Origin of the sequence: Kocuria tytonicola (genome assembly GCF_003687175.1) — a bacterium.
In the GTDB taxonomy this organism is placed as follows: domain Bacteria; phylum Actinomycetota; class Actinomycetes; order Actinomycetales; family Micrococcaceae; genus Kocuria; species Kocuria tytonicola.
In genome coordinates, this window is the sequence record NZ_RDEX01000003.1 from 25,515 (window position 1) to 37,258 (window position 11,744).

The 11,744-nt window shown below is 71.8% G+C and carries 9 protein-coding genes; 1 reads left to right on the plus strand and 8 read right to left on the minus strand.

The annotated features are described in order from the left end of the window. Positions 1-24: 24 nt before the first annotated feature. Complete coding sequence (locus EAE32_RS11825) at positions 25-792, minus strand: cell division protein CrgA (RefSeq protein ID WP_165860500.1); 768 nt, start codon at positions 790-792, stop codon at positions 25-27. Positions 793-980: 188 nt separating this feature from the next. Between EAE32_RS11825 and EAE32_RS09985 the strand changes: the two genes are divergently transcribed. Beyond that, positions 981-1,622, plus strand: coding sequence for an anthranilate synthase component II (locus EAE32_RS09985; RefSeq protein WP_121846887.1), 642 nt, complete (start codon positions 981-983; stop codon positions 1,620-1,622). Positions 1,623-1,693: 71 nt separating this feature from the next. Here the strand turns inward: EAE32_RS09985 and pknB are convergent, their stop codons facing one another. The 7 genes from pknB to EAE32_RS10020 are packed head-to-tail and all read right to left on the minus strand — an operon-like array spanning position 1,694 to position 11,549. Continuing rightward, positions 1,694-3,655, minus strand: coding sequence for a Stk1 family PASTA domain-containing Ser/Thr kinase (pknB, locus tag EAE32_RS09990; protein WP_121865058.1), 1,962 nt, complete (start codon positions 3,653-3,655; stop codon positions 1,694-1,696). Between the two features lie 5 nt (positions 3,656-3,660). Further along, positions 3,661-5,436, minus strand: coding sequence for a protein kinase domain-containing protein (locus EAE32_RS09995; protein WP_121865059.1), 1,776 nt, complete (start codon positions 5,434-5,436; stop codon positions 3,661-3,663). Beyond that, positions 5,433-6,875, minus strand: a complete 1,443-nt coding sequence (locus EAE32_RS10000; protein ID WP_121865060.1) for a peptidoglycan D,D-transpeptidase FtsI family protein — start codon at positions 6,873-6,875, stop codon at positions 5,433-5,435. The genes EAE32_RS09995 and EAE32_RS10000 overlap by 4 nt, the downstream gene beginning before the upstream one ends. Continuing rightward, on the minus strand, positions 6,872-8,623 hold the full coding sequence (locus EAE32_RS10005; RefSeq protein ID WP_121865061.1) for an FtsW/RodA/SpoVE family cell cycle protein: 1,752 nt from the start codon (positions 8,621-8,623) through the stop codon (positions 6,872-6,874). Before EAE32_RS10005 ends, EAE32_RS10000 begins: the two co-directional genes overlap by 4 nt. After that, entirely contained in the window at positions 8,620-10,188 is a 1,569-nt protein-coding gene (locus tag EAE32_RS10010) for a PP2C family protein-serine/threonine phosphatase (RefSeq protein ID WP_121865062.1), read from the minus strand. The genes EAE32_RS10005 and EAE32_RS10010 overlap by 4 nt, the downstream gene beginning before the upstream one ends. 4 nt (positions 10,189-10,192) lie before the next feature. Then, a complete protein-coding gene (locus EAE32_RS10015; protein WP_121865063.1) occupies positions 10,193-10,717 on the minus strand; it encodes an FHA domain-containing protein FhaB/FipA in 525 nt (174 codons plus the stop codon). Between the two features lies 1 nt (position 10,718). Beyond that, complete coding sequence (locus EAE32_RS10020) at positions 10,719-11,549, minus strand: FhaA domain-containing protein (protein ID WP_121865064.1); 831 nt, start codon at positions 11,547-11,549, stop codon at positions 10,719-10,721. Positions 11,550-11,744: the final 195 nt, after the last annotated feature.

The following is an 11,744-nucleotide window of genomic DNA, read 5'->3' on the forward strand; positions in this document are numbered from 1 at the left end:
AGCGGGCGGGGCCGGGAAGGAGGCTCAACGCCATCGCGTGGTCATGATGAGCCCGGCGAGCATGAAGCCCAGCCCGATGAACAGGTTCCACTGGCCGATCCCCGGGATGGGGACCACGCCCTGGAACAGGTAGAACGTGATGATCCACAGCAGGCCCACGATCATGAGCCCGATCATCACGATCTTGTACCACAGCGGGGTGGGCTGGTAGTCCGTGGCGCGGCGCTCGCGCTCCTCCGCCTTGGCGGCCCGCTCGGCCCTGCGCCGCGCCTGGCGTTCGCGCTTGCGCTGCTGCTTGAGCTCCATGGGGGTCGGCTCGGACTCCGGGCTGTCCGACGCCGTGGTGTCCCCGGCGTGCGCCGCGCTGCGAGCGGTGCCCGCCGTGGTCCCTGTCGTCGACGACGCCGCAGCGGCTCCTGCTCCCGCGGCTCCTCGCGGGGCGCGGCCCTTGGCGCGGCGGCCGACGGCCTGGTGCGTGCCGCTGGCCGCGGTGGTGGCGCCCTCCGTGGTGTCCTCGACCGTGGCGTCCTCGACGCGGGAGCCATGGGCCCCTGTGGCGGTGGCAGAATCACCGCCGACGAGCTCGGTGTCGGTCACGGCATCGCGGGCGGCCACGGAGGAGGACCCCGCGTTGCGCGCCGCGGCGCGCTCGAAAGAGGCGGCCGCGCTGTTGCGGGGGAGGATCTCTGCGGCCAGTGCCGCGAGTTCGCGGTCCCGCTCCGTGAGGGTGAACTGCTGAGCGTCCTCCTGCGCGTCACGGGGCCTGCCGAAGCGCTTCCTGGGCTGAGACACTGCTGACCATTCCTCCTGCTGCGTGGGCGCGGGACCCGGTGCGCACCGGGTCCGTCCGGGCGGGGGCGGGGTGGCCCACCGGGTGGTCCGGGGCCGTTCCGGGTGCGAGATCGGCGTTCAGTCTATCGCCCGCGCGGGCGTAGACTTGCGCGAGTTCTTTCAACCGGTGAACGCGCAGGAGTTCTTGAGTGTCTGTGAAGATTCTCGTCGTGGACAACTACGACAGCTTTGTCTACACGCTGGTGGGCTATCTCCAGCAGCTGGGTGCCCAGACCACCGTGGTCCGCAACGACGACCTCGACGTCCCTGCCGCCACCGCCCTGGCAGGTGAGCACCAGGGCGTCCTGCTCTCCCCGGGGCCGGGCGCACCCGCGGACGCCGGGGTCTGCGCGGACCTGATCCGCTGGGCGGAACGGACCCGCACCCCGCTGCTCGGCGTGTGCCTGGGCCACCAGGCCCTCGGTGAGGTCTACGGAGCCCGCGTGGGCCACGCGCAGCAGCTCATGCACGGGAAGACGTCCCGGCTGGTGCACCAGGGGGAGAGCGTCTTCGCCTCCGTGCCCTCGCCGTTCACCGCCACCCGCTACCACTCCCTGGCCGTGGCCGCGGACACCGTCCCGGACTGCCTGGAGGTCACCGCCACCACCGACGACGGCCAGGTGGTCATGGGGCTCAGGCACCGCACCGCGCCCCTGCACGGGGTGCAGTTCCACCCGGAGTCCGTGCTCACCGAGGGCGGTTACCTCATGCTGGGCAACTGGCTGGAGGAAGTGGGCCAGCACGGTGCGGCCGCGGCTGCCGCGGGGCTCTCACCGCTCATGACCGCCTGAGGCGGACCCGACCGGTTCCAGGCGACGACCCGCGGCCCCTCACGAGGGACCGCGGGTCGTCGTGTTCCTGCTCAGCGCTCCGTCGCGCGCGTGGCGCTGGGAGCGGAGGTGGGCCTGCTCGGAGGAGCCGTGGACCGGGTCGGTGCCTGCGTGGGCTCGGCCGTCTCCTCCGGTGTCTCGCTCGCGGACGGCGTGGGGGTGGGGGTTGTCCTGCGTGCCACCGTGAGAGTGATGGTGGAGCCCTGACTCACGGAGGAGCCAGCGGGGGCGGACTGCTCCAGTACCGTGCCGGTCTCGGCGTCCTCCGTCTCGCGGATCTCCACGTTCGCGTTCAGCCGGACGTCGTCCGCCTGCAGCATCTTCTCCGCCTCGGCGCGGCTGCGGCCCACCACGTCAGGGACCGTGACCTTTCCCGAGGACACCTGCAGCTTGACCGCGCTGTCCTTGGCCACGGAGCTGCCCGGCGCGGGGTCCGAGGAGATCACCGCGTTCGCGGGCACCGTGGCGCTGTTGACCGTGCTCACCGGGCCCACGGTGAGCCCCGCGTGCTGGATGGACTCGCGGGCGTACTCCAGGGACTGTCCCACGATGTCCTCGGGGACCTTCACGCTCTCGGGTCCCTCGGACACCCGCACGGTGACCTTGGAGCCGCTGTCCACCTCGGTTCCGGCGGCCGGGTTCACGTCGATCACGTGCTTGTCCGCCACGGTGTCGTTGTGCTCGCGGGTGAACGTGGGGTCGAGTCCCGCGTCCCGCAGCGTGTTCTCCGCGGTGGTGCTGTCCATGCCGGCGACCTGCGGAACGCTCACGCGGGCCACCTGCTCCACCTGCTGGCCCTGCCACCACTGCACTCCCAGGACCGTGCCCGCGCCGAGCAGCGCGAGGACGAGGAGGATGACGAGCGCCACGACCCATCCGCGCCGTGGCTTACGGGTCCCCGGCTGAGGGCGCGCGGCCGCGGCGGGTGCCTCGGCGTCGTCGGCGTCGGGATCGAAGGGGTGGGCGTGGGCCTGCGTGGGGGCGTCGTCGACGCGGGAGGGCTCGGTGTCCTCGCTGCGCCCGGCGGCCACCACTGCGGCGGCGGGCGCGCCCGCGCCCACGGCGGGCAGGGTCTTGGTGTGGCCGTCGCCGGTCTCCGCGGTGGCCGCCATGGGCTGGGTGGCGCCCAGGTCGCCGGGCAGGTGCCCCGCGAGCTCGCGCAGCGCGCGGCGCATCTCGCCCGCGTCCGCGAAACGGTCCTGGGGGCTCTTGGCCAGGGCGCGCTCCATGAAACGGTCCACCGCCGGGGGCAACCGGGGATTCAGGGCCGACGGCGCCGGGGGCGCGTCCCGCACGTGCTGCGCCGCGATCGCCACGGAGGACTCCCCCACGAAGGGTGCCCGGCCCGTGAGCATCTCGAAGAGCACGCATGCCGCCGAGTAGAGGTCGGAGCGCGGGTCCACGGCGATGCCGCGAGCCTGCTCGGGGGAGAGGTACTGCGCGGTGCCGAGCACCGCCTGGGACTGCGTGAGTGCCGCCTGGGTGTCCTCCACGGCGCGCGCGATCCCGAAGTCCATGACCTTCACGCCGCCGTCCGGGGTGACCTTCACGTTCGCGGGCTTGATGTCCCGGTGCACGATCCCCGCACGGTGGCTGAACGACAGCGCGTCCAGGATGCCGAGCATGTACTCCACGGCTTGCTGGGGGGTGACCCCCGGCCCGTGGATGAGTTCCCGCAGCGTCTGCCCGGGGACGTACTCCATGACGATGTACGGGCGCATGACGCCGTCAGGGCCCTGCGGCCGGATTTCCCCCGTGTCGTAGATGGCCACGATGGAGTGGTGGTTCAGGGAGGCCACCGCGTGGGCCTCCCGCTGGAAGCGCTCGTGGAACGTCTCGTCCGCGGCCAGCTCCGGGCGCAGGATCTTGATGGCCACCCGGCGTCCCAGGCGGACGTCCTGGCCCACGTGGACGGTGGCCATGCCACCGCGGCCGATGACCTCACCGACCTCGTAGCGGTCGTTGATCCGATCCGGGATCGACGGCGTCCCCATGTGCGCTACCCGTCCGTGCCGTTGCTCGCACCGCCGGATGCGCCGGGAGCGGCCACGGCGGCGTCCTGGCCCGCCACGGTGCCACCGGTGGCCCCGTCCGCCCGGGCACCCTGGTCACCCGTGTCCTGGGAGGTGTCGCCGCCCCGGCCCGCGCCGTTCGTGGCGCCGTTGCCGTCGCCCTGGTTGCCCCCGTCCGCGCCACCGTTGCCGGCGCCGGTGCTCGGGTTCACCGGTGCCCCCGTGGGCGCCGGAGCAGAGGCGCCGCCCCCGCCCGGCTGCGGGGTGGCACCGGGCTGGCCGGTGGCGCCGCCGGTGCCGGAACCCTGCCCGGAGTCGGCCGGCGGCGTCCAGGCCACGTACACCACCACGGTGGATCCCACCTTCACGGAGGCCCCGGCCCCCGGTTCGGTGGAGACCACGGTGTTCTCGGCCTTGCCGGTGCCCTGCTGCAGCCGCTTGTCCACGTTCACGCCCAGGGCCACGATCTCGTTCGAGACCTGCTCGGCATTGCGGCCCACCATCTGCTGGGGCAGGGTGACGGTGCCGGACTCCGTGGGGGACACGGTGGAGGACGTCACGGTGCCCGGAGAGGGGGAGTCCTCGGAGCCGCGGGTGGAGAAGAACCACACCCCGGCCAGCACGAGCACCAGAAGCAGCGCCAGAAGGGGCAGCAGCCAGGCCCACACGGAACGCCTGGGCTTCTGCTGCGGCGTGGAGCCGGTCCTGCCCTGGTCCACGGCGTCGAACTGTGCCGTGGAGGGGTGCGCGCTGTAGCGGGGATCAGGCCGGTTCGCGGCGGCCGCCGAGCCCGTGCCCACGGGTGCTCCCATGGCGGTTCCCGGCATGGCGCGGGTGGCCGGTCCGGACACCGGGGCCATGGCCTCGGTGGGCTGGTCGTCGTCGGCGACGCCCGTGGAGAGGAACCGGGACATGCCCGGAACCATGGCCACGGCCGAGGCCATGTCACCGCGTCGCAGGGCGTCCACGGCGTTGGCCAGCTTGCCGGCGTTCTCCGGGCGGTCCTCCGGGTCCTTCGCGAGCATCGACATGATGAGTGCCCGCACGGGTTCCGGCACGGAGTCCGGCAGCGGCGGCGGGTTGTCGTTGACCTGTGCCAGGGCGATCGCGATCTGCGACTCCCCGGTGAACGGACGGCGGCCCGCGAGCAGCTCGTAGCCGATGATGCCCAGGGAGTAGATGTCCGAGGCGCCCGTGGCGGTCTGGCCGGTGGCCTGCTCGGGGGCGAGGTACTGGGCGGTGCCCATGACCTGGCCCGTGGCCGTCAGCGGCACCTGGTCCGCGAGGCGGGCGATGCCGAAGTCCGTGACCTTCACCCGGTTGTCCGGGGTGATGATGAGGTTCCCGGGCTTCACGTCCCGGTGCACGAGACCCTGGGCGTGGGCGGCGGCGAGGGCGCGCGCGGTCTGGCCGATGTAGTTGAGCACCGTGTCCGGGTCCAGCGACTTCTGCCGGTCGATGATGTTGGACAGCGGCTCGCCCGGAACCAGCTCCATGACCAGGAACGCGGAGCCCTCGTCCTCGCCGTAGTCGAAGACGTTGGCCACGCCGGGGTGGTTCAGCAGTGCGGTGTGGCGCGCCTCGGCGCGGAAACGCTGCAGGAACGTGGGATCCCCGTTGTACTCGTCCTTGAGGATCTTCACGGCCACGATGCGGCCCAGGACCTGGTCCTTGGCCTTCCACACCTCGCCCATGCCGCCGATGGCAATTCGTTCCGTGAGCGCGTAGCGACCGCCCAGAATGGTGCTCGACGATGGTCTCACTTGTTCAACACCGCCTCGAAGAGTTGCCGTGCGCTGGGGCTGGTCACGGAGGACCCTGTGGTGACGTCCACGTCCTCGACGACCACTGCCACTGCCAACTGGGGGTCATCGGCGGGCGCGAATCCAGTGAACCACGAATCGTTCAATCCGTCCTTGCCGATCTCCGCCGTGCCGGTCTTGCCGGCCACCTTCACGCCGGGGACGGCGGCGCCGCGGGCAATGCCGTTGTCCACCACGGAGGTCATCAGGTCCGTGACCGTGTTCGCGGTCTCCGCGTCCGTGGAGCGGCGCAGCTGCTCCGCCTTGAACTCGTCGATGACCGAGAGGTCCGAGGACCGGACGTTCTTCACCAGGCTGGGCTTCATCATCACGCCGTCGTTGGCCAGCGCCGCGGACGTCATGGCCACCTGCAGCGGGGTGGTGCGGACGTCGTACTGTCCGATCGAGGACAGCGCGAGCTGCGCCTGGTTCATGTCCCTCGGGAACACCGAGGGGGTGACGTCCAGCGGGATGCTGAGGTCCTGGCCGTAGCCGAAGTTCTCGGCGGTCTGCCGGATCTTGTCCTGCCCCAGGTCCATGGCGATCTGCGCGAACGGCGTGTTGCAGGACTGCTCCAGCGCGAACTGCAGGTTCACCTCGGTGCGCGCGGCACAACCTCCCTGCCGGTAGTTCGGCAGGGTCACGGTGGTGTCCGGCAGCGGCAGCTCGGACGGGTTCTGCAGCGTGGAGCCGGTGGTGTACTTCCCGGACTCCAGGGCCGCCACGGTGTCCACGAGCTTGAACGTGGAACCGGGGGAGTAGAGGTCCCCGCCGATCGCCCGGTTCACCAGGGGCTTGTCCGGGTCCGCGTTGAGCTGGTCCGAGGCGGCCACCACCTTGTCGGTGTCGTGCGAGGACATGGCGTTCGCGTCGTAGCTCTTGCGGGAGACCATCGCCTTGATCTCACCGGTCTTCGGGTCCACGGCCACGATCGAGCCGTTGTGTCCCTCCAGGGAGTCGTAGGCCACCTGCTGCAGCTTGGGGTCCAGGGTCAGCTCCACGGAGGCGCCCTTGGGCTGGTCCCCGGAGAACAGGGACATCACGCGGTCGTAGAACTGGTCGTCGGACGCGCCGGAGAGCTCGTCCCCCATGGTGGACTCCAGGCCGGTGGCCCCGTAGACCAGGGAGAAGTAGCCGGTCAGGCCGGAGTACAGCGGCGAGTCCGTGTAGACGCGCTGGTGCTCGAAGTCGTCGTTCGCGGGAACGGACTTGGCGATCTCCTTGCCACCCACCAGGATCGAGCCGCGGTCCTGTCCGAACTGCTCGTAGAGCGTGCGGTTGTTCCAGGGGTTGGCCTGGAGGGCGTTCGCCGCGAAGAACTGCACGTAGGTCAGGGTGAGCAGCAGCACCATCACGATGGCCGCGACCATCAGCCACATCCTGCGGATCGCCTTGTTCACGGAGTCCCTCCTTCCTGCTCGGCTTCGCCCTGGGCGGGCTCGTTCTTCTGCTCGGGGCCCCCGGACGACGCCGCCCGGGTGCCCCCGCGCGCGGCGTCGCCACCCGTGGTGGTGGCGGCAGCGGCGTCGTCCGTGTCACGGGACGCGGCGCGCTCACCGGCGGCGGGCCCGTCCGAGCGGTCCGAGATGCGGGACATCGCCTCGGTGGCGGAACCGGTGTCCGGGGCGTCGAACGAATCGCCGGCGTGGTGCGGGGCCGCGGCGGAGGAGCTCAGAGCCGCTGAGCGCGTGGGCTCGGTGGCGGGCTCGCGGTCCGCGGCGTCGGAACCCTGCGTGCGCTGCTCGGCGCGGGCGCGGCGTCGTGCCTCGATGGTGGCGAGGTCCTCGTCCGAGGCAGGGCCCGTGACCACGGGGCGGCGCGCGCTGTGGGAGATGGCGAGCAGGATGGCCACGATGATCCAGTTGGACAGCAGCGACGAACCGCCCGCGGACATGAACGGCGTGGTCAATCCGGTCAGCGGCAGCAGCCGGGTGACCCCGCCGATCACGATGAACAGCTGGAGGACCATCAGTGCCGAGAGGCCCGCGGCGAGCAGCTTGCCGAACGCGTCCCGGGTGCCGAGCGCCGCACGCAGACCACGCGTGGCGAACAGCAGGAACATGATGAGGATGGCGCCCAGCCCGATCAGCCCGAGCTCCTCGCCGAACGCGGTGATGATCATGTCCGAGTTGGAGTAGGACACCAGGTCCGGGCGGCCCTGGCCGAGGCCCTGTCCGAACAGCCCGCCGGAGGCCAGGCCGAAGAGCCCCTGCACGATCTGCGCGGAGCCGCCGGGGGAGCGGTTGTAGACCTCGGGGTTGAACGCGTCCAGCCAGGCGTCGAGGCGCAGGCTCACGTGGGTGAAGAACCGGCTCGCGGCGAACCCGCCCACGAGCATGAGCACCACGCCCAGCACGATCCAGCCCAGTCGACCGGTGGCCAGGTAGATCATGGCCAGGAACAGGCCGAAGAACATGATGGCCGTGCCCATGTCCTTCTGCAGCACGAGCACGCCGATGGCGATGGCCCAGGCCGCGAGCATGGGGGCGACGTCCCGGAAGCGGGGCAGCCGCACGGGACCGATCTTCCGTCCCGCGAGCAGGATCAGGTCCCGGTTGGTGGAGAGGTAGCCCGCGAAGAAGACGGCGAGGGTGATCTTGGCGATCTCACCGGGCTGGAACGTGCGCCCGGCCACGGAGATCCACAGCCGCGCGCCGTTGATCTCCACGCCGAGCCCCGGGACCATGGGCAGCACCAGGAGCACGGCGGAGAGCAGCAGCATGATGTAGGTGACGTTGCGCAGCCGTCGGTGGTCCTTGAGCAGCCACAGCACCACGCAGCACACCGCCATGGCCACCCCGGTCCACACCACCTGGGTGTTCGCGGCGGTCTGACCGGTGGAGAGGTCGATGCGGTGGATCATGGCCAGCCCCAGGCCGTTCAGCGCCACGGCGAGGGGCAGCAGGTACGGGTCCGCGTACCGCGCGCGGGCCCACAGCACCACGTGCACGAGCAGTGCGCCGAGGCCCAGCACGGAGCCGCTCACCACGATGTGCGAGGCGTCCTTGTCCAGCTGCTCGGGGTCCACCAGGATGTTGGCGCCCACGCCGATGCCCAGGGCGAGCAGCAGGAGCAGCAGCTCGGTGAGGCGGCGCGGCCTGGGGCGCGCGGCGGCGTCGTGAGCCGCGGCGGGTGCGGTGGAGCTCATCTGTTCCCACCTCCCGAACGACTGGGGCTCGCACTCGGGGAGCCGGTGGCACCCGAGGGGTCCGGTGTGGGGGTGGTGACGGTGACCCTGCCGGTGGGGTGCGGGGACGCCCCCGAGGAGGTCTTCAGCTCGGCCACGATCTTCTCCGCCTCGGCGCGGTCGTCCGCGGGGATCGTGGCGCGCACGCGCTCCTGCGCGTACTGCGAGAGCGAGTCCACGGGGATGTCCGTGGTGGAGTCCAGCTCGCTCAGGGAGAGGGGGCCCAGGGACTGCGAGACGCCCTGGTACACGGCCACCTTGCCGTTGTCCTCCCCCACGTAGTACTGGGACGAGGTCCACGCGCGGGCTCCCCAGCCGCCCAGCAGCAGGGCCACGGCGAGCACCGCGATGCCCGTCGCCCACAGGGCACGACGCCGCCTGGTCCCGGGAGCGGGCTCCTCGCCCTTGCGGCGCAGCAGGCTGCGCACTTCCGCGGGGTCCGTGGTGATGTCCAGGGTGGACGTGGAGAGCATGGTGGCGCGGCGCTGCATCGCGGAGTCGGAGACCGTGGGGATGCGCCCCGTCTGCGTGGCGTTCGCGGCGGCACCCACGAGCAGGTGCGGCCGTTCGGAGAGGTCCTGGCGCAGCACGGAGGCCGAGGACCGCTCCGGGGTGGCGGTGTCCTCCTGGCGCCCGGGCTCGCGGTAGTCGTGACCGCCGCCGGCCACGGGGGAGTCCATGGGCCCGTTCCAGTGGTCCTCGAAGGTGTCCGCGCGCAGCTGCTCGTCCGAGGTGCGTGACTCGTCCGGGACGGCGCCCTGGCTCTCACCGGTCATGGGGTGGGCCTCGTCCCCGCGGGGGATCTCGTCCACCTGCACGACCACCACGGTCACGTTGTCCGGGGCGCCGCGGTCCAGGGTGAGCTCCACGAGGGAGTTCACGATCTGGTTGAGGTCACCCGTGGAGCGCATCACGTTCTCGATGGTCTGCGCGTTCACCACGGCGTTGAGCCCGTCGGAGCACAGCAGCCAGCGCTCGCCCACGGCGGGGCGGACGGTGCGGACCTCCAGCTCGGGGGAGGCGTCCACGTCGCCGAGCACGCGCATCAGCACGTTCTTGTGGGGGTGGCTCTCGGCCTCCTCCGGCTGCAGCCGGCCCTCGTCGATCAATCGCTGCACGAACGTGTGGTCGGTGGTGATCTGCTGGAAGCCCTCGGCCTCGGAGAGCCGGTACGCGCGGGAGTCCCCGATGTGCGCCACCGAGATCTCGTCCCCGTCGATCAGCAGGGAGGTCACGGTGGTGCCCATGCCCCCCAGCCGCGGGTTGGACTGGACGAGCTTCGCGAGGTTCTGGTTGGCGTTCTGGATCTCGTCGGCGAGCACGGTCTCGGCGTCGCCGTCGTGGCCCGCGTGGTCCAGGTGGGTGAGGTCGATGACGGCGGAGGCGGAGGCCACGTCCCCGCCCACGTGCCCGCCCATGCCGTCGGCCACCACGGCCAGGTAGCGCCCGGCGTACGCGGAGTCGTCGTTCTTGGAGCGCACGCGGCCCACGTCGGACCGCGCGGCGTAGCGGAAGGCTATGGGCATGCGCTTACTGCCTCAGTTCCATCACGGTGCGGCCCACACGGAAGCGGACGCCCGGTTCCACCGCGGCGGCGCGTGAGAGCTTCTGACCCTCCACGAACGTGCCGTTGGTGGAGCCGAGATCCTCCAGGAACCAGCGGGAGCCCTGCGGGAACAGGCGGGCGTGGCGGCCCGAGGCGTAGTCGTCCTTGAGCGGCACGGTGGCCTCGGTGGAGCGGCCCAGCATCACGGGAGCCGCGCCCAGCTGGTAGCTGCTGCCGGCCAGCGGGCCCTCCAGGACCACGAGCTGCTGCGGTCGGTGGCGCGCTCCCCCGGTCGTGGGTGCGGCCTGCCGGGGCTGCGGCGTGGGCGCGGGACGACGCCGCTCGGGCTCGTCCGCGGCCACCGCCGCCCGGGTGCGTTCCCGGGACGCGGAGCGGGCCCTGCCGCTCACGGTCAGGTCACGCGCCTGGGAGACCACCACGGCGGCGATGAAGATCCACAGCAGCGCCAGGAAGCCGAAGCGCAGCAGGGTCACGGTCAGTTCGGACACGTCAGCGTCTCTCCTTCGGGACCAGCAGCCGGAAGACCAGCCGGGTGCGCCCCATGGTGATCACGGAGCCGTCCACGAGCTGGGCCCGCCCCTGGACCTTCTGGCCGTCCACGTAGGAGCCGTTGGTGGAGCCCAGGTCCACGGCCAGGAAGTTCTGTCCCTGGCGGCGGATCTCCAGGTGCTTGCGGGAGACCCCGGTGTCCTCCACGGTGATGTCCGCCTCCGCGGAGCGGCCCACGCTCACGCTCGGGGCGTTGAGGGAGAAGCGCTCGGACCCCACCTCGATCACGGGCACCCGCTGGGGGGATGCGGAGGCGACGGGTTCGTGGGCGACGGTGGGGGCGTCGTCGTAGGAGGGGTTCACGCCGCGGGATCCCCGGGGCTGCGCGTGCGGCGCGGGGGCCGGGGGCTGGGGCGCGCGGGCGGAGGTGCCGGCGTCCGCGGGGGCCTGGGGGGTGCTGGTGCGCTCGAACGAGGACACGATCTCGAACTCGCCGACCTCCAGCTCGGACTCGCGCGTGAAGCTCACACGCACCGCGCCCTGCAACGTGTAGGCCTGGGAGCGCGCGTGGCGGATGACCACGTCGCACAGCTCCTCCGCGAGCTGGACGCCCCACTCCTGGGCCCGTGGGAAGTCGTCGTCCGAGAACTGGACCGTGAAGACGTTGGGGGCCATGGTGCGCCCGCCCGAGACGGTGAAGGACTCCTGGTCCAGCTCGCGGCGCAGGGCGCTCGCGATCTCCACGGCCTCCACGCGCCTGCGCGAGCCCGCGGTGAAGGCGGTGCGGACCGCCTTCTCGATCCCGTTCTCCAGTCCGGTCCAGAAACCCATCCCGCCTCCTTTCTCGGCCAGCCAGTGGCGGTGCGTCCCGTGCGACCGCCGGGGGCGGAGGGGGCACACGGTCGTGGACAGTTCCCAGAATAGTATCCGGCCGGGCTGGGTGAGTGGTGACAGCTCGGCCCCGCGCGGGCCCCGCGCCCCGCCGTGGCGCGCTCCTCCGCGGTCGTGCCACGGCGGACGTGGCAC

What these genes read in the sequence shown, in the direction of transcription:
- pknB (WP_121865058.1), bottom strand. Translation starts at nt 3,655, where the DNA reads ATGGGGACGCCGTCGATCCCGGATCGGATCAACGACCGCTACGAGGTC.
- EAE32_RS10005 (WP_121865061.1), bottom strand. Translation starts at nt 8,623, where the DNA reads ATGAGCTCCACCGCACCCGCCGCGGCTCACGACGCCGCCGCGCGCCCC.
- EAE32_RS10010 (WP_121865062.1), bottom strand. Translation starts at nt 10,188, where the DNA reads ATGCCCATAGCCTTCCGCTACGCCGCGCGGTCCGACGTGGGCCGCGTG.
- EAE32_RS10020 (WP_121865064.1), bottom strand. Translation starts at nt 11,549, where the DNA reads ATGGGTTTCTGGACCGGACTGGAGAACGGGATCGAGAAGGCGGTCCGC.